Here is a 19,620-nt window from a genome sequence, read left to right as displayed (position 1 = left end):
ATGGTCCGCCGGTGGCAACGGCGGACACAGGAGGCGGCAATCAAGCGGAGGGGCTTAGGCCGCGTCGGGCATCACCAGCCACATCACCAAGTACAGCAGTATGCCGGAGCCGCCCAGCAGGGTCAGCACGATCCACGCCACGCGCACCAGCGTGGGATCCCAGCCGTAGTACTCGGCGATGCCGCCGCACACGCCGGCGATGGTGCGGTTGATCCGCGAGCGCTGGAGCCGTTTGCCTTCGGTCATGGTTCGAATCCCCGCTTGGTCAGCCGCGCGCGCGCAGCCACTGGTGGATGGCCGGCGGCACCTCGCGCTGGGCCCGGCCGGACACATAGATGCCGATATGGCCGCCCTTGAACGCCACCTCGGTGTAGTCGCGCGTGCCGATGTGCTGGCGCAGCGCGCGCGAAGCGTCCGGCGGCACCAGGTGATCCTGCTCGGCGTAGATGTTCAGCACCGGCTGCTGGATCAGGCCCAGGTCGACCAGTCGCCCGCCGATCTCCAGCGAGTGCTTGACCAGCTTGTTGCCCTGGTAGAAGTCCTTGATGAACTGCCGGAACGCCTCACCGGCCTGGTCGGGCGAATCGAAGATCCACTTCTCCATGCGCAGGAAGTTCTCCAGCTCGACCGGGTTGTCGAGGATGTCGACCAGGCCCACGTACTTCTGCTGGTTCAGTCGCAGCGGTTTGAGCGTGAGGTAAACCCAGTTCATCAGCCCGGCCGGGATGTTGCCCATCACGTCGACGAAGCGGTCGACATCGAGGTTCTGCACCCAGTGCGAGAGCATGTTGTCCGGCGTGTGGAAATCCACCGGGGTGACCATGGTGATCAGGTTCTTCACCTTGTCCGGGTGCATCGCCGTGTAGCACAGCGAAAATGCGCCGCCCTGACAGATGCCCAGCAGGTTGATCGCGTCGAGCCCGTGGCGATGGCGCACGGCGTCGACGCAGCGGTCGAGGTAGCCGTTGAGGTAGTCGTCCAGCGTGAGCCAGCGATCGGCGCCGTCGGGGTAGCCCCAGTCGATCAGGTAGACGTCTTCGCCCTGCTCGAGCAGGTTGCGCACCAGCGAGCGGTCAGGCTGAAGGTCGGTCATCCATACCGTGTTGACCAGGGCGTAGACGATCAGCACCGGCGTCTTCGCGGTCGGACGGCTGCCGGTGAAGTGCCACACCTTGAGCTTGTCTTCGCTGTAGACCAGCTCGCGCGGCGTGTTGGCGTACTCCGGCTCGCCGAGCTTCGGCAGGTTCTGCATGCCGGCGGCCAGCTTGTGCTGGAAACGGTTGATCTCGGCCAGCGCCTGGGCCGGGTCGATGCGCAGCGGTGTGTACATGGCCATTCCTTACTTGCGCTTGGCGCGACGCGGCGCCGGGATGCCGGGGCGGACGGGCGTGGCGGCCTTGCTGGCTGCAGACGCGACCGCCTTGGTCCGGCGGCCTGCCGCTTTCACAGCCTTCGCCGGCGCCCCCCGGCGCGCCGCGGGCGCTGCCTTGCTGGTGGACGATGTCTTCGCCGTCGATTTCTTCGCCGCTGCCTTCTTCGCGCTTGTCTTTCCCGCGGCCGGCTTGTTGCCGTTCGCCGCGGGGGGCAACGCCGCGCCGGCAGCAAGCTGCTTCTTCAAGGCGGCTAGCTCGGCGCGCAGGGCGGCCAGTTCGTTGGCCGCGCTGCTGCCGCTGGCGGCACGCTGCTCGCGCCGCAGTTCCTGCAGACGCTTGCCCAGGCTGTCGACCTCGCTGCGCGTGGGCAGGCCGAGCTGCCGGCACAGTTCTTCCAACTGCTGCTGCATCAGCTGGCGCTCGAGCATTTGCGCGTTGACCATGGCTCCGTAGACTTCGCGGAACTCGTCGCTCAGCGCGATCTCCGCGTAGGCCTCCTCGGCCGAATCGATCCACAGGTCGTACAGCGCCTTCAGCGATTCGATCTGCCGACCGGGCTCTGCATGGTCGGCCAGCTTGTTCTGCAGGCGTTCCAACCCTTGCGCGTTCGCGCGCAGGATCAGCGCCTGGTATCGGCGCTGCTGCTCGGCGCTGTCGAGCATCGCGGCCACCAACGCCTGCTGCTTTTCCTGCTGCTCGCGCTGCAGACCGAACGCAGGCATTTGCGTCGCCTTATGCCAGTCGGCGCCACCCAGACCGCCCTGCCCGGCCGCCGCCAGCCACGCCTGCCACTGCTGCACGAAGCCCTGCGCGGCGGTGCTGTCGATACCACTGAATGCCTGCGCAAAGGGTTGGCTGGCGTTGCCGAACATTTGCTGCATCTGGGCCTGCCAGTCGCTGCCCAGCGGATCGGCCTGGCTGCTGGCGGCGCGCTGCATCCATTCGAGGTAACCCTTGATACCGGCGAGGCTGCGCTCGAGCACATCGTTCATCGGCACGCCCGGAGCGGCTCCCATGCCGAACGCGGGCGCCACGGGCGGAAATCCGGCGCCCATGCCGCCGAACGGCGCGGCTGGCTGGGTGGAGGCCTGCTGCAGGTAGCGCATCCACTGCTCCCAGGACTGCTGGGCCATGGCCTGGGACTGCCTGATGAAATCGCTCGCGTGATCGGCCATGCCTGCCTCCGGATGCTTTATCCAAGGCATCGTAGCAAATGGATGTGGCGATAAAACGAAGAAGGCCCGGCGTCGCCGCCGGGCCTTCGATGCGTTCAGCGCGAGTCGTTGACTCAGGCGCCGGCGGCCTCGTCTTCGGTCACCGCCTTCATGGACAGGCGAATGCGGCCCTGCTTGTCCACCTCGAGCACCTTCACCTTGACGATGTCGCCTTCCTTGAGCTTGTCGGACACCTTCTCGACGCGCTCGGAGGAGATCTGCGACACGTGCACCAGACCATCCTTGCCCGGCATGATCGTGACAAACGCGCCGAAGTCCATCAGCTTGGCGACCTTGCCCTCGTAGATGCGGCCCGGCTCGACGTCGGAAACGATCTGCTCGATGCGCTTCTTCGCCTCGTCGGCCGCCAGGCGGTTGACCGAGGCGATGATGACGGTGCCGTCGTCGCTGATGTCGATGGTGGTGCCGGTCTCCTCGGTGATCGAGCGGATGGTCGCGCCACCCTTGCCGATCACTTCGCGGATCTTGTCCGGATGGATCTTGATGGTGAGCAGGCGCGGCGCGTACTCGCTCATCTCCGAACGCGCCGTGCTGATCACCTTGGCCATCTCGCCGAGGATGTGCAGGCGACCACGCTTGGCCTGTTCCAGCGCCACCTTCATGATCTCTTCGGTGATGCCGTCGATCTTGATGTCCATCTGCAGCGCGGAGATACCGTCGGCGCTACCGGCCACCTTGAAGTCCATGTCGCCGAGGTGATCCTCGTCGCCCAGGATGTCCGACAGCACGACGAAGTCGCTGCCTTCCTTCACCAGACCCATGGCGATGCCGGCCACCGGCGCCTTCAGCGGCACGCCCGCATCCATCATGGCCAGCGAGGAACCGCACACGGAAGCCATCGACGAGGAACCGTTGGACTCGGTGATTTCCGAGACCACGCGCACCACGTACGGGAACTCCTCGATGCTCGGCTTGACCGCCTGCACGCCGCGCTTGGCAAGGCGGCCGTGGCCGATCTCGCGACGCTTCGGCGCGCCAAAGCGACCGGCCTCACCCACCGAGAACGGCGGGAAGTTGTAGTGGAACAGGAACGGATCCTTCGACTCGCCTTCCGGCGCGTCGATGATCTGCGCGTCGCGGGTGGTGCCCAGCGTGGCCACGACCAGCGCCTGGGTCTCGCCGCGGGTGAACAGCGCCGAGCCGTGCGTGCGGGGCAGCACGCCCACGCGCACCGAGATCGGGCGCACGTCGTCGAGGTTGCGGCCGTCGATGCGCACCTTGGTCTTCAGCACGCTGTCGCGCATGGTGCGGTATTCGAGCTCGGCAAACTCCTTGCCCAGCTCGGCGGAGGTCCAGCCGTGCTGCTCGGCCTGCGCCTTGAGCGACTCCATCACGTCGGCCTTGATCGCCGAGATCGCGTCGCGACGCTGCAGCTTGTCACGCACCTGGAAGGCCTGCTCCAGCTTGTCGCCCACGGCGCCCTTGAGGGCGGCGACCAGCGACTCGTTGCGGGCCGGCGCCTGCCAGTTCCACGAGGGCTTGGCGGCTTCGGCGGCCAGCTCGGCGATGGCGTTGATCGCCACCTGCATCTGCTGGTGGCCGAACATCACCGCGCCGAGCATCACGTCTTCGGACAGCAGCTTGGCCTCGGACTCCACCATCAGCACGGCGCCGGAGGTACCGGCCACGACGAGGTCGAGGTCGGAGGTCTTCAGCTCGGTGTGCGTCGGGTTCAGCACGTACTTGCCGTTGGCGTAACCCACGCGGGCGGCGCCGATCGGACCCTGGAACGGGATGCCGGCGAGCGACAGCGCGGCGGAGGCGCCGAGCATGGCCGGGATGTCGCCGTCGATCTCGGGATTGAGCGAGACGACCTGGGCGATCACCTGTACTTCGTTCTTGAAGTCTTCCGGGAACAGCGGACGCACCGGACGATCGATCAGGCGCGAGGTCAGCGTTTCCTTCTCGGTCGGACGGCCTTCACGCTTGAAGAAGCCGCCGGGAATGCGACCGGCCGAGTAGAACTTTTCCACGTAGTCGACGGTGAGCGGGAAGAAATCCTGCCCCTCGCGCGGCTTGGCCGCGGCCACTGCAGTGACCAGCACCACCGTGCCGCCCATGCTGACCATGACTGCACCGGATGCCTGCCGGGCGATTTCGCCCGTCTCCAGTGTGACTTCGTGATTACCGTACTGGAATGACTTGGTTACTTTCGCCACGTGATATGTGTCCTTGTCGGATTAGCGGCGCAGGCCGAGGCGCTCGATCAGGCTCTGATAACGGGCCAGGTCGCGATCCTTCAGGTAGGCGAGCAGGCTCTTGCGGCGGTTGACCAGCTGCAGCAGACCACGACGCGAGTGGTGATCCTGCTTGTGGGTCTTGAAGTGGCCGGTGAGGTGGTCGATGCGGGCGGAAAGCAGGGCAACCTGCACTTCCGGCGAACCGGTGTCGTTCGGCACGCGGCCGAAATCAGCAATGATCTTGCCGGTCTGTTCTGCGGTGAGGGACATGGGTATCTCTTCCTTAAAAGCGAATGCGAAGCTTGCGCAACGTCACCGCGCGATGACGTTGCGCAAGCTTCGACTGGTTGAATGAAACGGGTAAATCAAGCTCCTTATTGTAGCGACGGGAGCTGCGCCACAACAAGACCGTCATCCGGGCGTCACCTGGATGCCCGCAGCGGGCTCATGGCGCCCGAGCCGGCGGCGGCAGGTTGAAACCCCGCACCACACGCAACTGGCCCTGTGCATCGCGCTCCCCCAGGGCCAGCAGGGCGCCATCGGCGGCAAACACTGCACACGGTCCGACGGGCGTCTGCGCGGATTCGACCGCCACGCGCCGCCCCTGCGCCACGGCCTGGCTCTGGGTCGGATCCAGATGCACGGCCGGCAGATGGGCCAGGCCCTCGGCGACCGGGCGCATCAACGCCAGCAATGCTTCATCCCCTTCCGCCGCGGCCGCCTCGACCTGGGCCAGGGTGACCATGGCCGGATCGCGGAACGGCTCCACCCACAGGCGCCGCAGCGACACCAGGTGCGCGCCACAACCTAGGGCTTCGCCCAGATCCACCGCTAGGCTACGGATGTAGGTGCCCGAACCGCACTCGACCTCCAGCTGCAATTCGTCGCCCGCCCGACCGGTGAGCTCGAGCCGGTGAATCTCCACCTCGCGGGCGGGCACCTCGACCGCCTCGCCGCGCCGGGCTTTCAGATACAGCGGCTCGCCGCCCTGCTTGATCGCCGAATAGGCCGGCGGCACCTGGCGGATGTGCCCACGCAGCGGGGCCAGCGCGGCCTCGATGCGTGCCGTGTCCAGTGACGGCACGGCACGCCGGCTCACCACCTCGCCTTCCCGGTCGCCGGTGGTCGTGATGACACCCAGCTGGCAGGTGGCCGCGTAGGCCTTGCGTGAGCCCAGCAGGTGGCCGGCCAGCTTCGTCGCCTCGCCGAAGCACAGTGGCAGCAACCCCGTAGCCAACGGATCAAGCGCGCCGGTATGCCCGCCCTTGGCGGCCCGGAACAGCCGGCGCACCGCCTGCAAGGCCTGGTTGGAGCTCAGGCCCAGCGGCTTGTCGAGCAGGACCAGCCCGTGCAGGTCCCGGAAAACGATACGCCCCATCAGTCCTCAGCGGGCTCGTCTTGGTCGGTCGGGTCGACGGCGGCTGCGGGCGGTGGATCCTGGCGCAGCAGGGTTTCGATGCGCTCGCCCTTGTCCACCGAATCGTCGTACTTGAAACGCAGCTCGGGCACCCGGCGCAGCCGCATGCCGCGGGCGAGCGAACGGCGGAATTCGCCGGTGAGATCCTTCAGCGCCTTCAGCGCCGTCGGCGCCTGATCGGCCTGCAGCGCGGTGATCCACACCGTCGCCCAGTCCATGTCGCGGGTGATTTCCACATCGGACACGCTCACCGACGGCAGCGCGTGATCGCGCACCGCGGCGTGCACCAGCAATCCGAGCTCGCGGCGCAGCTCGGCGCCAACACGGTCGGTGCGTTTGAAATCGCGTGAGGGCATGAGGCCTCCTTGGAATCGCCTTGCCGGCGAAGGACGTGCGCATGACGGCCACGTCGAAGCAAACCAGAAACAAGAAGCCCGGACAGAGACTGCCCGGGCTCCGGAGCGGGCGACGGGGATTCGCCCGAAGGCGAACCGCACCGGCGTGCCGTTACAGCGTGCGGGCCACCTCGATGCGCTCGAAGCACTCGATCTGGTCACCGACCTTGACGTCGTTGTACTGCTTCACGGCGATACCGCACTCCATGCCGTTGCGCACTTCGTCGACCAGATCCTTGAAGCGCCGCAGCGACTCCAGCTCGCCCTCGAACACCACCGTGTTGTCGCGCAGCACGCGGATCGGCTTGGAGCGCTTGACCGAGCCCTCGGTGACCATGCAGCCGGCCACCGCGCCGAACTTGGAGCTGCGGAACACCTCGCGCACCTGCGCCAGGCCGATGATCTCCTCGCGCACTTCCATGCCCAGCAGACCGGACGCGGCCTGCTTCACCTGGTCGATCACGTCGTAGATGATCGAGAAGTAGCGCACGTCCAGGCCGGAGGTGTCGATCACCTTGCGCGCCGAGGCGTCGGCACGCACGTTGAAGCCGATGATCAACGCCTTGGAGGCCGCGGCCAGCGTCGCGTCGGACTCGGTGATGCCGCCGACGCCGGCCGAAATCACGTTGACCTTCACGTTCTCGTTGCCGATCTGGCTCAGCGACTCGCGCAGCGCCTGCACCGAGCCCTGCACGTCGGCCTTGACCAGGATGTTGAGCGTCTGCACGTCGCCCTGGCCCATCTGCGCCATGATGTCCTCGAGGCGGTTGGCCTTGGAGACCATGCGGGTGTCGCGGCGCTTCTGCGCACGCTCCGCGGCCACCTCGCGCGCCAGGCGCTCGTCGGCCACCACCACGAAGTCGTCGCCCGATTCCGGCACGCCGGACAGACCCAGCACCTGCACCGGAATCGACGGGCCGGCCTCCTGCACGGTCCTGCCGGTCTCGTCGACCAGCGCGCGCATGCGGCCGAATTCCACGCCGCAAACCACAAAGTCGCCGCGCTTGAGCGTGCCCTGCTGCACCAGCACCGTCGCCACCGGACCGCGACCGCGATCCAGGCTGGACTCGATCACCACACCGGAAGCCGCGCCGTCCTTGACCGCCTTCAGCTCCATCACCTCGGCCTGCACCGAGATCGCATCGAGCAGGTCGTCGATGCCCATGCCGGTCTTGGCCGACACCGGCACGAACGGCGTGTCGCCGCCCCACTCTTCCGGAATCACTTCCAGGTTGCCCAGGCCCTGCTTGACGTGGTCCGGGTTGGCGTCGGACTTGTCCATCTTGTTGACCGCCACGATCAGCGGCACCTTGGCGGCGCGCGCGTGCTCCACGGCTTCCTTGGTCTGCGGCATGACGCCGTCGTCCGCCGCCACCACCAGCACCACGATGTCGGTCGACTGCGCACCGCGGGCACGCATCGAAGTGAACGCGGCATGGCCCGGAGTATCGAGGAAGGTGATGACGCCCTTGGGCGTTTCCACGTGGTACGCACCGATGTGCTGGGTAATGCCACCGGCCTCGCCCGACGCGACCTTGGTGCGGCGGATGTAATCCAGCAGCGAGGTCTTGCCGTGATCGACGTGGCCCATGATGGTGACCACCGGCGGGCGCGTGCTCTTCTCGCCTTCCAGCTCGGCATTCTGGGTGTGCGCAGCCAGCGCCGCCTCGGCGTCGTTCTTGCTCTCGGCCACCGGGGTGTGGCCCAGCTCCTCGACCACCAGCACCGCGGTGTCGTGGTCGATGGTCTGGTTGATCGTGGCCATCACGCCCATCTTGAAGAGCGCCTTGACCACCTCCGAACCCTTGACCGCCATCTTCTGCGCCAGGTCGGCGACGACGTTGGCGTCGCCCACCACCACCTCGCGCACCACCGCGGCGGTAGGACGGGTGAAGCCGTGCGGGCCGCCGGACGAGGCGGCGGAAGCACCGCCACGCACCGCGTCACGACCACCGCGCCCGGGCTTGCCACGCTTGCTGGAGCGACGGGCACGATCGGCATCGGACAGATGCAGCTCGCCGCCCGCGAAACGCTTGCCACCCGGCGCATCGTCGCGGTCGCGACCGTGCTTGGCCTTGGCGTTGCGGCTGCCCGCATCGCCACTGGCCGGCGCCGCAGCAGGAGCCGGAGCCGGTGCGGGCGCCGGTGCGGCGGCCACCACGACCTTCTTCTCGCGGCGACGCGGCTCATGGATGCGCGGCACGATCATGCCGAACGCGCTGTGATCGGTGCTGCCGCCAGTGGACGGAGCGGCCGGCGCCGGCTCCGGGGCCGGCGCGGGCTCATCCGGCCCCTGGCTGACCGGCGCCTCGGCGGCGGCCGGCGCTTCGACTTCGGCGGCCTGCGCGGCGGCAGCCTCGGCCGCACGCTTTGCCTCGTCGGCGGCATGCTGTTCCTCGGCGGCGCGCTGGCGCGCCTCTTCCTCGCGACGGCGCTCTGCCTCGAGGCGCTCGCGCTCCTCGTGCTCGCGCTGCTGCTGCGACTCGGCGAGCTTGCGCACGGCCTCCTCGCGCTCGCTGTCGACACCGGCCTCTTCGGCGATGACGCTGCGCTTCACATAGGTCCGCTTGGCGCGCACCTCGACGTTCACCGTCTTGGCACTGGACGGCGCACCGCGCCCACCGGGCGTGGCGACCTTGAGCTCGCTGACCTTGCGGCGCTTGAGCGTGATCTGGCGCGGCGCGGAGTCATCGACTTCCGGCGCAGCCTCGTTCTTGCCGTGGGTGCGACGCAGAAAGCCCAGCAGCTTCACCTTTTCGGTGCTGCTGATGACCTGCTCCGGGTCGGAGAATTTCATGCCTGCCTCGCCAAGCTGCCCGAGCAGCTTGTCCACCGGCATGCCAAGTACCTTGGCGAGTTGTTTGATCGTGACATCCGACATCGTGTTCTTTCTCCGCCGTTCCCGCGCCTATCGTCCGTGCGGCCTCGCCTGCACGTCCACCTCCATCCCTGGTGGAGAGCCTTGAAGCTCTCCCCGGCGCGCCCTTCCGAAGGCGCGTCCGCTCGCGGTTAGCCGCCTTTCTCCAGTCGCGCGATCATCGGCGCACGTGCAGCCATGATCAGCGCGGCAGCGCGCTCTTCATCCATGCCTTCGATATCGATCAGGTCGTCGACCGCGAGGTCGGCCAGATCGTCCACCGTGCTGATTTCACGGGCCGCCAACGCATACGCGGTGGCCTCGTCCATGCCCTCGATCGCCAGCAGCTCCTCGGAGGGCTGGTGCTCGTCGATACCCTCTTCCACCGCCAGCGCCTCGGTAAGCAGCGCATCGCGGGCACGGGCGCGCAGTTCCTCAACGATGTCCTCGTCGAAGCCCTCCACTGCCAGCAGCTCGGCGCTGGGCACGTAGGCGATTTCCTCGACGCTGGAGAAGCCTTCCTGCACGAGGATGTTGGCGATTTCCTCGTCCACCTCGAGCTTGTCCATGAACAGCGCCAGCGCCGCCTTCTGCTCGGCCTCGCTCTTGGCGGTGACCTGGTCCTGCGTCATCACGTTGAGCTGCCAGCCGGTGAGCTTGCTGGCCAGGCGCACGTTCTGGCCACCGCGGCCGATCGCCTGGGACAGCTTGTCCTCGGCCACCGCGATGTCCATCGAGTGCTTTTCCTCGTCCATGATGATCGACTGCACTTCGGCCGGCGCCATCGCGTTGATGACGAACTGCGCCTGGTTCTCGTGCCACAGGATGATGTCCACGCGCTCGCCGTTGAGCTCGTTGGACACCGCCTGCACGCGCGAACCGCGCATGCCGATGCACGCGCCGATCGGATCGGTGCGGGTGTCGTGGGCGAGCACGGCGATCTTGGCGCGATCGCCCGGATCGCGGGCGCAGCCCTTGATCTCGACCAGACCCTGGCCGACTTCCGGCACCTCGAGCTTGAACAGCTCGATCATGAACTCCGGTGCGGCGCGCGACACGAACAGCTGCGGCCCGCGGACTTCGGACTTCACTTCGTAAAGGTAGCCGCGCACGCGGTCGCCCACGCGGTGCGACTCGCGCGGAATCGTCTTGTCGCGCGGAATGAAGGCCTCGGCATTGCTGCCCAGGTCCAGGTAGATGTTGCCGCGCTCGACGCGCTTGACGATACCCACCACCAGCTCGCCCACGCGGTCACGGAACGCATCGACCACCTGCTGGCGCTCGGCTTCGCGCACGCGCTGCACGATCACCTGCTTGGCCGCCTGCGCCGCAATGCGGCCGAACTCGGCGTTCTCGATCTGCTGCTCGACGAACTCGCCGACCTGCGCATCTTCACGCTCGTCCAGGGCATCCATCAGGCGCACCTGGAAATACGGCGACTCCATCTCGCCGTCGTCGGCGATGATTTCCCAGCGGCGGAAGGTCTCGTACTCGCCGGAGTGGCGGTCGATCTCCACGCGGATGTCCGGATCCTCGTCCGGGTAGCGCTTCTTGGCGGCCGACGCCAGCGCGGCCTCCATGGCCTCGAAAATGACCTCGCGCGGCACGCCCTTTTCATTGGCAACCGCGTCGACCACCAGCAACAGTTCTTTGCTCATTGCAACCACTCCGTAGGTCGCCGGAAACCGGCGCCGCTCGCTAGGGATATGTGTCAGTTGGCCTTGGGGGCCGGCTTCTTGCCACCCTTCTTGGGCTGCGGCACGTAACCGAGCGCCACCCAGTCCGGCACCACGCGTGCGCTGTCCACGTCCGCATGGTCGAATTCGAATGTCTTGCCTTCCGCTTCCAGCACGATCCGCTCGCCCTGCACCTGCGCCAGCTTGCCGCGCAGACGGCGGCGGCCCTCGATCGGCGCCTTGAGCAGGATCTTCACCTCCTGCCCGAGCACGCGCGCGAACTGCTCGGCGGTGAACAGCGGGCGGTCGATGCCCGGAGACGACACTTCCAGCACGTAATGGCCAGGAACCGGATCTTCCACGTCGAGCAGCGCCGACAGCTCGCGGCTGGCCGCTTCGCAATCGTCGATACCCACCTCGCGCCCGCCCGACCGGTCGAGCACGTCGAGATAAACGCGAAGGGTACTCTGCCCCTGCGACGGGGAGAACTCCACGCCCAGGCATTCCAGCTGCAGATCGGCCAGAACCTCGCTGAAACGTTGTGCCAGTGCCAGGGTATCCATATCGGTACCGATCGTTTTTCCAGTCGCCAGAAACAAAAAAAGGGCTCGAAGCGGCCCATTCCCTTACCACGCCGATGTGCCGGCTCATCCAGCCTTTCCGGGCCTGCGGCCGGGGCATATCGCCCCTTGGGCCGTTCGGCGACGCTTCCTTGCGCCCAACAAAAAAGCCTCACGAGGAGGCTTTCTTGTTCTAAGAAAGATCTGGTAGCGGGGGCAGGATTCGAACCTGCGACCTTCGGGTTATGAGCCCGACGAGCTGCCAGACTGCTCCACCCCGCATCAGAGTCCGAAGACTATAGCGACATGGCCGGTTTCTTGCAAGCCTTGTCGCGATCTTTTTGCTCCCGATCGACCCTCAACCGGCAAACGCGCTGCGGCACCAGGCGATCAGCGGGCCCCAGTAAAGGCCCAGGGCAAGCAGGCCCAGCGCGTTGAGCGACAACACCATGCGCACCGAGCCGTCCGACTGCAGACGCAACTCGGAGCCCTCGGCCGGCTTGTCGAAATACATCACCTTGACCACGCGCAGGTAGTAGTACAGGCCGATGATGGCGAACACCGCGCCGACGATCGCCAGCCACATCATGCCGGCATGGATCGCCGCCTGCAGCACCAGCAGCTTGGCGAAGAAGCCAAACATCGGCGGCACGCCGGCCAGCGAGACCATCACCAGCAGCATCAGGAAGGCCAGCCAGGGCGAGCGCTGGTTGAGGCCGCGCAGATCGTCAATCTCCTCGCACTCGAACCCGGCCCGAGCCAGCGCCAGGATCACGCCGAACGACGCCGTGCTCATCAGCGCATAGCTGATGGCATAAAACATGGCCGCCGAGTAACCCTCCGGGCCGGCCGCCGCCAGACCCAGCAGCAGGTAGCCCATGTGCGAGATGGTCGAATAGGCCAGCATACGCTTGAGGTTGGTCTGCACGATCGCGACCAGGTTGCCGATCGCCAGCGACAGCACGGCGAGAACGGCCAGCATCAGCTGCCACTGGTGCGCCACGTCGGCCATGCCGCCGGCCAGCAAACGATAGGCCATGCCGAAGGCGGCCAGCTTCGAGGCCGAAGCGATGAAGGTGGTAATCGGCGTCGGCGCACCCTGGTAGACGTCCGGAATCCACATGTGGAACGGCGCCACGCCCAGCTTGAAGCTGATGCCGACCACCATGAACACCAGGCCGAACAGCAGCAAGGTGGGCGCCTTGGTGTAGCCCATCACGTGCTGCAGCTGGGCCAGGTCCAACGTGGCCTGACCGCCCATACCCGAGGCGCCGTACACCATCGACATGCCGTAAAGCAGCATGCCGGAGGCCAGCGCACCGAGCACGAAGTACTTCATCGCTGCCTCGGACGGGAGCGGCGCATCGCGATTGAGCGCCACCAGCGCATAGGACGACAGCGACAGCAGCTCCAGGCCCAGGTAGACGGTGACCAGGCTGCCGGCCGACACCAGCAGCATCACGCCGATCACGGCGAAGATCATCAGCGTGTAGAACTCGCCGATGAACAGCTTGCGGTCGCGCAGGTAGGGCCGCGAGTACACGAACACCAAGATCGTGGTGAGCAGCGCGAACACCTTGAGGATGGTCGCCACGCCATCGCGCAGGAACATGCCGTGGAAGGCGCTCAGCGGCACCGGCGGCGCGGCGCCGATCACCATGTACATGGCCACGGCGAGCACGGCGATCGCCAGCCAGTGCAGGACCGGGCGCTGTTCGGGCTTCATGAACGCGTCGAGCAGCAACAGCAGGCATGCGGCCGCCACCAGATAGAACTCCGGCAGCAGGATCAGGATGTCATTCATTGTGGGCATGGTCGGTCCCGATCAGATCTTGTGAACGGCCAGCTGCTGGACCAGCTGCGCCACCGAGCTGTCCATCAGGTGGATCAGCGGCTGCGGCCAGATGCCCAGCGCCAGCACCGCGGCGGCGAAGGCGACCAGCACGAAGGTTTCGCGCCCGTTGATCTCCTTCATTTCCGCCACGTGCGGATTGGTGATGTCGCCCCACAGCACGCGCTTGACCATCCACAGCGTGTAGGCCGCGCCGATGATCAGGGTGAAGGCCGCGAACAGCGCGATCCACGGGTTGGCCGAGAAGCTGGCCAGCACCACCATGAACTCGCCGACGAAACCGCTGGTGCCCGGCAGACCGGAGTTGGCCATGGCGAACAGCACGTAGAAGAAGCCGAACCACGGCATCACGTTGATGACGCCGCCGTAGTCCTTGATCTGGCGGGTATGCAGGCGGTCGTAGAGCACGCCGATGCACGAGAACATCGCGCCCGAGACGAAGCCGTGCGAGATCATCTGCACCATCGCACCCTGCATGCCGAGCTTGGCCGCATCCAAGTTGCTGGCGTCGCGCACCAGCATGAAGGCGATGAAGATGCCCAGCGTCACGAAGCCCATGTGGGCCACCGACGAATAGGCCACCAGCTTCTTCATGTCGTCTTGTACCAGCGCGACGTAACCGATGTAGACCACGGCAATCAGGCTCAGCACGATCACCAGCGGGGCGAAGTGTGCCGCGGCATCCGGCGTGATCGGCAGCGAGAAGCGCAGGAAGCCGTATCCGCCGATCTTCAGCATCACCGCCGCCAGCACCACCGAGCCGCCAGTCGGCGCCTCCACGTGGGCGTCGGGCAGCCAGGTGTGCACCGGCACCATCGGCACCTTCACCGCAAAGGCCAGCAAGAAGGCGAAGAACAGCCAGCTCTGCTCCTTCATGGTCAGCGGCAGTGCCGCCAGCGTGTGCAGGTCGAACGTACCGGCCTTGAGGTACAGGTAGATCAGGCCGACCAGCATGAAGATCGAACCGAGGAACGTGTAGATGAAGAACTTGATCGTCGCGTAGACGCGCCGCGGGCCACCCCAGATGCCGATCAGGATGAACATCGGGATCAGCATGGCCTCGAAGAACACGTAGAACAGCAGCGCGTCGGTGGCGCAGAACACGCCGATCATCAGGCCCTCGAGCACCAGCATGGCGGCCATGTACTGGTGTGGTTTGTCCTGGATCACTTCCCATGCGCCCACGATCACCAGGATGCTGACGAACGTGGTGAGCAGGATCAGCGCCACCGAGATGCCGTCCACGGCCAGGCCGTAGTGCACGCCGAGCGAGGCGATCCACAGGTGATCTTCACCCAGCTGCATCGCCGCATCGGCGGCGTTGTACTGGGGCAGCAGGAACAGGCTGACCACGAAGGTGAGCACGGCGACCAGCAGGGCGAGCCAGCGGGCCAGGCCGGGACGACCCGAGCCGGCCAGCAGCACCGGCACGGCACCAACGACGGGAAGCCAGATCAGCAGGCTGAGCAGGTGATTGAACATGGAGCTGGATTCCCTTTAGTGCCCGCCCAGCCAGAACCCGCCAAGCAGCAGGATGAGGCCGAGAATCATCGCGAAGGCGTAGTGGTAGAGGTAGCCGGACTGCAGGCGGCGGACCCCGCCGGCGATCTTCTGCACCAGGTTGGCCGAGCCGTTCACCAGCGCGCCGTCGATCACCGCCGCGTCGCCGGCCTTCCAGAACAGGCGGCCGAGCTTCACGCCGCCGCGGGCGAAGATCGCGAAGTACACGTCGTCCACCCAGTACTTGCGGTCCAGCACGGTCCACAGTGGCTTGAGCGCGCCCTTGATCCGGCCGGCCAGCGCCGGGTTGAACAGGTAGATGTAGGTCTGGATGGCAAACGCGGCCAGCACCAGGAAGAACGGCCACTGGGTGAACCCGTGCAGCGCCATCGCCGCTGCGCCGTGGAACTCTCCAGACAGCACGCCCAGTACGTTGTTGGCCTCTTCCACATGGATCGCCTGGCCGAACCAGTCGCCGAACAGCATCGGCCCCACCGTGAAGAAGCCCACCAGCAGCGACGGGATCGCCAGCAACACCAGCGGCAGGGTCACCACCCAGGGCGACTCGTGCGGCGCGTGTTCCAGCTCGCCCGGCTTGTGCTCATGGTGCGGATCGTCCGAGTGCACGTGGTGCGGGTCGGCATCGTGGTGCGCGGCATGACCATGCCCGACCACCACGAAGCGCTCCTTGCCGTGGAAGGTGAGATACATCTGGCGGAACGTGTACAGCGCCGTGACGAAGGCACCGGCCATCACGCAGAAGTACGCGTAGCCCGAACCCCAGCGATGCGATTCGCCCACTGCCTCAATGATCGCGTCCTTCGAGTAGAAACCGGCAAAGAACGGCACGCCGCACAGCGCCAGCGAGCCGATCCACATGGTGATCCAGGTGATCGGCATGTACTTGCGCAGGCCGCCCATGTAGCGCATGTCCTGCTCGTGGTGCATGGCGATGATCACCGAGCCCGCGCCGAGGAACAGCAGCGCCTTGAAGAAGGCGTGGGTCATCAGGTGGAACACTGCGCCCGAGTAGGCCGACACGCCCAGCGCCACCGTCATGTAGCCCAGCTGCGACAGCGTCGAGTACGCCACCACGCGCTTGATGTCGTTCTGCACGATGCCAATCAGGCCGGTGAACAGGGCGCCGGTGGCGCCGATCACCATCACGAAGCTCAGCGCCGAGCTGGACAGCTCATACAGCGGCGACATGCGCGCCACCATGAAGATACCGGCGGTCACCATCGTCGCCGCATGGATCAGCGCGGAGATCGGGGTCGGGCCTTCCATCGAGTCGGGCAGCCACACGTGCAGCGGCACCTGGGCCGACTTGCCCATCGCACCGATGAACAACAGCACGCAGATCACCGTGGCGGCATCCCACGCATGGTTCTGGGTGATCTGCAGCGTCTTGCCCACCAGGCTCGGCGCGTTGGCGAACACCGTGGCGTAATCCATGGTGCCCAGGAAATACAGCACCGCGGCAATGCCCAGCAGGAAGCCGAAGTCGCCCACGCGGTTGACCAGGAACGCCTTGAGGTTGGCGAAGATCGCCGTCGGGCGCTTGTACCAGAAGCCGATCAGCAGGTACGACACCAGGCCCACTGCCTCCCAGCCGAAGAACAACTGCATGAAGTTGTTGCTCATCACGAGCATCAACATCGAAAAGGTGAACAGCGAGATGTAGCTGAAGAAGCGTTGGTAACCTGGATCCTCGGCCATGTAGCCGATCGTGTAGACGTGCACCAGCAGCGACACGAAGGTCACCACCACCATCATCATCGCGGTGAGACGATCGACCAGGAAACCGACGCTGGCGCCGAACTTGCCGATCTCGAACCAGGTGTACAGGTTGTGGTTGTAGACCGGCGCGCCGCCCGCAGTGATCTGGTACAGCACGTAGAACGACAGGCCGCAGGCGACCAGCAGACCGAGGATCGTCACGCTGTGCGCGCCGGCCCGGCCGATGAACTTGCCGAAGAACCCCGCCAGCAGGCAGCCGACCAGCGGTGCCAGGGCGATGGTGAGCAGAATCGAAGTCGAAAGTTCCATCCGCTCAGCCCTTCATGCTGTCGATTTCGGCGACGTTGATCGTGCTGCGGTTGCGGAACAGCAGCACCAGGATCGCCAGGCCGATCGCGGATTCCGCCGCGGCCACGGTAAGAATGAAGAACACGAACACCTGACCGGACACGTCGCCCAGGAAGCGCGAGAACGCCACGAAGTTCATGTTCACCGCCAGCAGCATCAACTCGATCGCCATCAGCAGCACGATGACGTTCTTGCGGTTGATGAACAGGCCGGCCACGGAGATGCAGAACAGCACCGCGCCGAGCACGATGTAGTGCGAGAGCGTGAGCATCACTTGGTCTCCTCGGCGGACGGCTGGTCGTAGGACGTATCGGCGGCCATCTTGACGATGCGCACGCGATCGCTCGCCTTCACCGCCACCTGCTGGCTGGCGCTCTGGTAGCGCGCACCGCCGCGATGACGCAGCGTCAACGCCACCGCCGCCACCACGCCCACGGTCAGGATCAGCGCTGCGATCTCGAACGGCAGCAGGTAATCGGTGTAAAGCGCATGGCCCAGCCAAGCCGTATTGGAAAGGCCGGCGGCCGTGGCGGGATTCTCGCCCAGCACCGTGGCGTGCATCGCACGCACGCCGATCAGGGCCAGCATCTCGCCGAGCATCACCAGCGCCACGATCAGGCCCACCGGCAGGAACTTGACGAAGCCCTCGCGCATCTTCTCTTGGTCGATGTCGAGCATCATCACCACGAACAGGAACAGCACCATCACCGCGCCGACGTAGACCACGATCAGCGCGATGGCCAGGAACTCGGCCTCGGCCAGCAGCCAGATGCAGGCGGAACTGAAAAAGGTGAGCACCAGCGCGAGCACGGCATGCACCGAGTTGCGCAGGGTGATCACCGCCAGCGCCGAGGCGACCGTCACGGTCGCGAAGGCGTAGAAGCAGATGAGCTGGAACAACTGTGGATTGATCATGAGTGTCCCCTGCCCTCAGCGGTAAGCCGCGTCTTGCGCGCGGGCGCCGGCGATGTCGGCCTCGAAGCGATCACCGATGGCCAGCAACTGCGGCTTGGTCACCACGTTCTCGCCACGCTGCTCGAAGTGGTACTCGTGAATCGAGGTCTCCACGATCGAATCGACCGGGCAGCTCTCTTCGCAAAAGCCGCAGAAGATGCACTTGAACAGGTCGATGTCGTAGCGCGTGGTGCGGCGCTGGCCGTCGCTGGCGCGCGGCGCCGAATCGATGGTGATCGCCAGCGCCGGGCACACCGCCTCGCACAGCTTGCACGCGATGCAGCGCTCCTCGCCGTTCGGATAGCGGCGCAGCGCATGCAGGCCGCGGAAGCGGTTTGACTTGGGGATGTGCTCCATCGGGTAGCGCATCGTGTACTTGGGCTTGAACATGTAGCGCATGGTCAGGCCCATGCCCTTGAGCAGCTCGATGAGCAGCAGGCTCTTGAAATAGTGGGTAATGCGGGACATGGCTTTCTTCAGACCCCCGTGCCGATGGTGACCCAGCCGAAATACTTCATGCAGCCGGCAACGAGGACCCACACGATGGTGATAGGAATGAACACCTTCCAGCCCAGCCGCATGATCTGGTCATAGCGGTAACGCGGGAAGCTGGCGCGGAACCAGAGGAAGAAGAACGCGAACAGGAAGGCCTTGATGAATAGCCAGATGAAGCCGCCATTCCAGATCCAGTTGACCCAGGGCGACACGTCCGCGGTGATCACGCCCTGCAGCGGGCTCAGCCAGCCGCCCATGAACAGGATCGAGGCGAGGAAGCTCACCAGGATCATGTTGGCGTACTCGGCCAGGAAGAAGATCGCGAACGCCGAGCCGGAATACTCCACGTGGAAGCCGGCGACGATTTCCGACTCGCCCTCGGCCACGTCGAACGGAGCACGGTTGGTCTCGGCCACACCGGAGATGAAGTAGATGATGAACACCGGCAGCAGCGGCCACATGAACCACTCGCCCATGCCCTTCGGACCGGACTGCGCGTGCACGATGTCGGTCAGGTTGAGCGAGCCGGCCAGCACCAGCACGCAGACCAGGCACAGGCCCATCGCCAGTTCGTAGGAGATCACCTGCGCGGCCGAGCGCATCGCGCCCAGCAACGCATAGCGCGAGTTGGACGCCCAGCCGGCCAGGATGATGCCGTACACGCCCAGCGAGGTCATCGCCAGCAGATACAGCAGGCCCGCGTTGACGTTGGCCAGCACCATTTTTTCGCCGAACGGGATCACCGACCACGCCGCCATCGCCGGCACCAGCGCCAGCATCGGCGCCAGGTAGTACAGGAACTTGTTGGCGTTGGTCGGAAGGATCACTTCCTTGATCAGCAGCTTGACCACGTCGGCGAAGGCCTGCAGCAGGCCCAGCGGACCGATCTTGTTCGGCCCCATGCGCACGTGCATCCAGCCGATGACCTTGCGCTCCCAGTACACGAACATGGCCACCGCCAGGATCAGCGGCACCGCGATGCACAGGATGTAGATGACCGGCCAGACGAGCTGGTTGAGGATCTGATCGCCCATGGGC

Annotated in this window: 17 protein-coding genes and 1 tRNA gene; all 18 read right to left on the bottom strand. The window is 65.8% G+C overall.

Translation table 11 applies throughout. The features are described 5' to 3' along the window. Positions 1-54 precede the first annotated feature (54 nt). Complete coding sequence (locus ACQVBX_RS03985; protein ID WP_431636611.1) at positions 55-246, bottom strand: PspC domain-containing protein; 192 nt, start codon at positions 244-246, stop codon at positions 55-57. 19 nt (positions 247-265) lie between these two features. Further along, positions 266-1,330, bottom strand: a complete 1,065-nt coding sequence (locus ACQVBX_RS03980; protein WP_431636610.1) for a class III poly(R)-hydroxyalkanoic acid synthase subunit PhaC — start codon at positions 1,328-1,330, stop codon at positions 266-268. 9 nt (positions 1,331-1,339) lie between these two features. Beyond that, positions 1,340-2,548, bottom strand: a complete 1,209-nt coding sequence (locus ACQVBX_RS03975; protein WP_431636609.1) for a poly(R)-hydroxyalkanoic acid synthase subunit PhaE — start codon at positions 2,546-2,548, stop codon at positions 1,340-1,342. Positions 2,549-2,661: 113 nt separating this feature from the next. Then, positions 2,662-4,767 carry a polyribonucleotide nucleotidyltransferase gene (gene pnp / locus ACQVBX_RS03970; protein ID WP_431636608.1) on the bottom strand — a complete coding sequence of 702 codons (2,106 nt, stop codon included), beginning with the start codon at positions 4,765-4,767 and terminating at the stop codon, positions 2,662-2,664. A gap of 21 nt (positions 4,768-4,788) precedes the next feature. Then, the gene (gene rpsO / locus ACQVBX_RS03965; RefSeq protein ID WP_404633265.1) at positions 4,789-5,058 is read right to left on the bottom strand and encodes a 30S ribosomal protein S15; all 270 of its coding nucleotides are present in this window, start codon (positions 5,056-5,058) and stop codon (positions 4,789-4,791) included. A 175-nt stretch (positions 5,059-5,233) separates the two neighbouring features. After that, positions 5,234-6,166 carry a tRNA pseudouridine(55) synthase TruB gene (gene truB / locus ACQVBX_RS03960; protein WP_431636607.1) on the bottom strand — a complete coding sequence of 311 codons (933 nt, stop codon included), beginning with the start codon at positions 6,164-6,166 and terminating at the stop codon, positions 5,234-5,236. Beyond that, positions 6,166-6,561: a 30S ribosome-binding factor RbfA gene (gene rbfA / locus ACQVBX_RS03955; protein ID WP_431636606.1), complete on the bottom strand. Its 396-nt coding sequence runs from the start codon at positions 6,559-6,561 to the stop codon at positions 6,166-6,168. The genes truB and rbfA overlap by 1 nt, the downstream gene beginning before the upstream one ends. Before the next feature lie 151 nt (positions 6,562-6,712). After that, complete coding sequence (gene infB / locus ACQVBX_RS03950; RefSeq protein WP_431636605.1) at positions 6,713-9,481, bottom strand: translation initiation factor IF-2; 2,769 nt, start codon at positions 9,479-9,481, stop codon at positions 6,713-6,715. 128 nt (positions 9,482-9,609) lie between these two features. After that, positions 9,610-11,115: a transcription termination factor NusA gene (nusA, locus tag ACQVBX_RS03945; RefSeq protein ID WP_431636604.1), complete on the bottom strand. Its 1,506-nt coding sequence runs from the start codon at positions 11,113-11,115 to the stop codon at positions 9,610-9,612. Positions 11,116-11,168: 53 nt separating this feature from the next. After that, entirely contained in the window at positions 11,169-11,696 is a 528-nt protein-coding gene (gene rimP / locus ACQVBX_RS03940; protein WP_431636603.1) for a ribosome maturation factor RimP, read from the bottom strand. A 202-nt stretch (positions 11,697-11,898) separates the two neighbouring features. Next, a tRNA-Met gene (locus ACQVBX_RS03935) sits at positions 11,899-11,975 on the bottom strand. 76 nt (positions 11,976-12,051) lie between these two features. Continuing rightward, positions 12,052-13,506, bottom strand: a complete 1,455-nt coding sequence (nuoN, locus tag ACQVBX_RS03930) for an NADH-quinone oxidoreductase subunit NuoN (RefSeq protein WP_431636602.1) — start codon at positions 13,504-13,506, stop codon at positions 12,052-12,054. A gap of 12 nt (positions 13,507-13,518) precedes the next feature. Further along, a complete protein-coding gene (locus tag ACQVBX_RS03925; RefSeq protein WP_431636601.1) occupies positions 13,519-15,027 on the bottom strand; it encodes an NADH-quinone oxidoreductase subunit M in 1,509 nt (502 codons plus the stop codon). A 15-nt stretch (positions 15,028-15,042) separates the two neighbouring features. After that, positions 15,043-17,094, bottom strand: coding sequence for an NADH-quinone oxidoreductase subunit L (nuoL, locus tag ACQVBX_RS03920; protein ID WP_431636600.1), 2,052 nt, complete (start codon positions 17,092-17,094; stop codon positions 15,043-15,045). 4 nt (positions 17,095-17,098) lie between these two features. Beyond that, a complete protein-coding gene (gene nuoK / locus ACQVBX_RS03915) occupies positions 17,099-17,404 on the bottom strand; it encodes an NADH-quinone oxidoreductase subunit NuoK (protein WP_017462246.1) in 306 nt (101 codons plus the stop codon). Then, complete coding sequence (locus ACQVBX_RS03910; protein WP_431636599.1) at positions 17,404-18,048, bottom strand: NADH-quinone oxidoreductase subunit J; 645 nt, start codon at positions 18,046-18,048, stop codon at positions 17,404-17,406. Before ACQVBX_RS03910 ends, nuoK begins: the two co-directional genes overlap by 1 nt. A 15-nt stretch (positions 18,049-18,063) precedes the next feature. Further along, positions 18,064-18,555 (bottom strand): NADH-quinone oxidoreductase subunit NuoI, encoded by a 492-nt coding sequence (gene nuoI / locus ACQVBX_RS03905; RefSeq protein WP_431636598.1) that lies wholly within the window; start codon positions 18,553-18,555, stop codon positions 18,064-18,066. Positions 18,556-18,563: 8 nt separating this feature from the next. Next, the gene (gene nuoH, locus ACQVBX_RS03900) at positions 18,564-19,616 is read right to left on the bottom strand and encodes an NADH-quinone oxidoreductase subunit NuoH (RefSeq protein ID WP_431636597.1); all 1,053 of its coding nucleotides are present in this window, start codon (positions 19,614-19,616) and stop codon (positions 18,564-18,566) included. Positions 19,617-19,620: the final 4 nt, after the last annotated feature.

The sequence above is a fragment of the Dyella thailandensis genome (assembly GCF_050749815.1).
Classification (GTDB): domain Bacteria; phylum Pseudomonadota; class Gammaproteobacteria; order Xanthomonadales; family Rhodanobacteraceae; genus Dyella_A.
This window is presented reverse-complemented; position numbering and strand designations above follow the sequence as displayed.